This is a genomic window from Cryomorpha ignava (assembly GCF_010686655.1).
GTDB lineage: Bacteria > Bacteroidota > Bacteroidia > Flavobacteriales_D > Cryomorphaceae > Cryomorpha > Cryomorpha ignava.
This window is the reverse complement of the sequence record NZ_JAAGVY010000135.1, coordinates 1-905: the sequence shown is the minus strand read 5'-3', so window position 1 is coordinate 905 and position 905 is coordinate 1. Positions and strand designations below refer to the sequence as shown.

The window sequence follows — 905 nt, the reverse complement described above, 5'->3', positions numbered from 1 at the left end:
TTGTATTCGGATTGCACTTGGTTGTATTCGGATTGTACTTGGCTGTATTCGGATTGTACTTTTTCATGCCGCCCACCCTGTTCCAATACCAGTTGGATCAGTTCGTCTTTTGAGAGTTTGTCGAGCAGCGATTGCATATACCAAACATACTCTAAAAACCGCATTGTTACTGCTATTTCAGCCCAAAGAAATGAACAATTTAATGGGGTAAATACCGCATTCTTTTCTTGGTTTTCTCAAAATCAATTCCGCGTAATATCATGAAAAGTTCTTCTTTTGTCAGCTCGCTATTTGGTGCGTCAAGACGCGCGGTGGGGCGCTTGAAAGTTCCTTTTTCAAGCCGTTTGTAAAAAAGTACCAACCCGTCAGTATCCCAGTAAAGTATTTTGGCCTTGTTGCGGTCTTTGCTCACAAATACAAACAGGTCGCCGCAGCGCACATCCATATCCATGGCATTTAGCACCAAGCCGTGCAGCCCGTTAAAACCTTTGCGCATATCGCAGGGCTTGCTATAAAGAAAAACCTTGCGATGCGTATCGATGCCAAACATTAGTTGTAAATCGTGATCCGCACACCCGATGGAGTGGTGATTTCCATGCTTACCGATTGACCGCTAGTTTCAATCGCCTCATCTGACAGAACAAAAGATTTAAAATCTCCGGGTGTAGACCGAACCGGTAAATTTTGTGGATGCTTCTGTTGGCTTTTGCGGTATTTGTATAGCCAATAGTTAAACTTGGATAAGCTGATAGCTTTGTCGGATAGAAATTCTTGCCTGACCATTCCGCTCTCTTGCCAGGCTTGAACCAGAGCAAACATTTTTTCTTGTAACTTCATCAAAATTATTTTCGACAAAGATCAGGCGGGGGTGGGAATTAGGCAATATGGGATGGTCGGGTGGATAC

At 43.5% G+C, this 905-nt stretch carries 2 protein-coding genes; both read right to left on the bottom strand.

Going from position 1 to position 905, the window contains the following annotated elements; all coding sequences use genetic code 11:
- Positions 1-199 precede the first annotated feature (199 nt).
- Positions 200-550, bottom strand: coding sequence for an IS66 family insertion sequence element accessory protein TnpB (tnpB, locus tag G3O08_RS20750; protein ID WP_262888997.1), 351 nt, complete (start codon positions 548-550; stop codon positions 200-202).
- Positions 550-837 (bottom strand): IS66 family insertion sequence element accessory protein TnpA, encoded by a 288-nt coding sequence (gene tnpA, locus G3O08_RS20745; RefSeq protein ID WP_163287357.1) that lies wholly within the window; start codon positions 835-837, stop codon positions 550-552. Before tnpA ends, tnpB begins: the two co-directional genes overlap by 1 nt.
- Between the last annotated feature and the right edge of the window lie 68 nt (positions 838-905).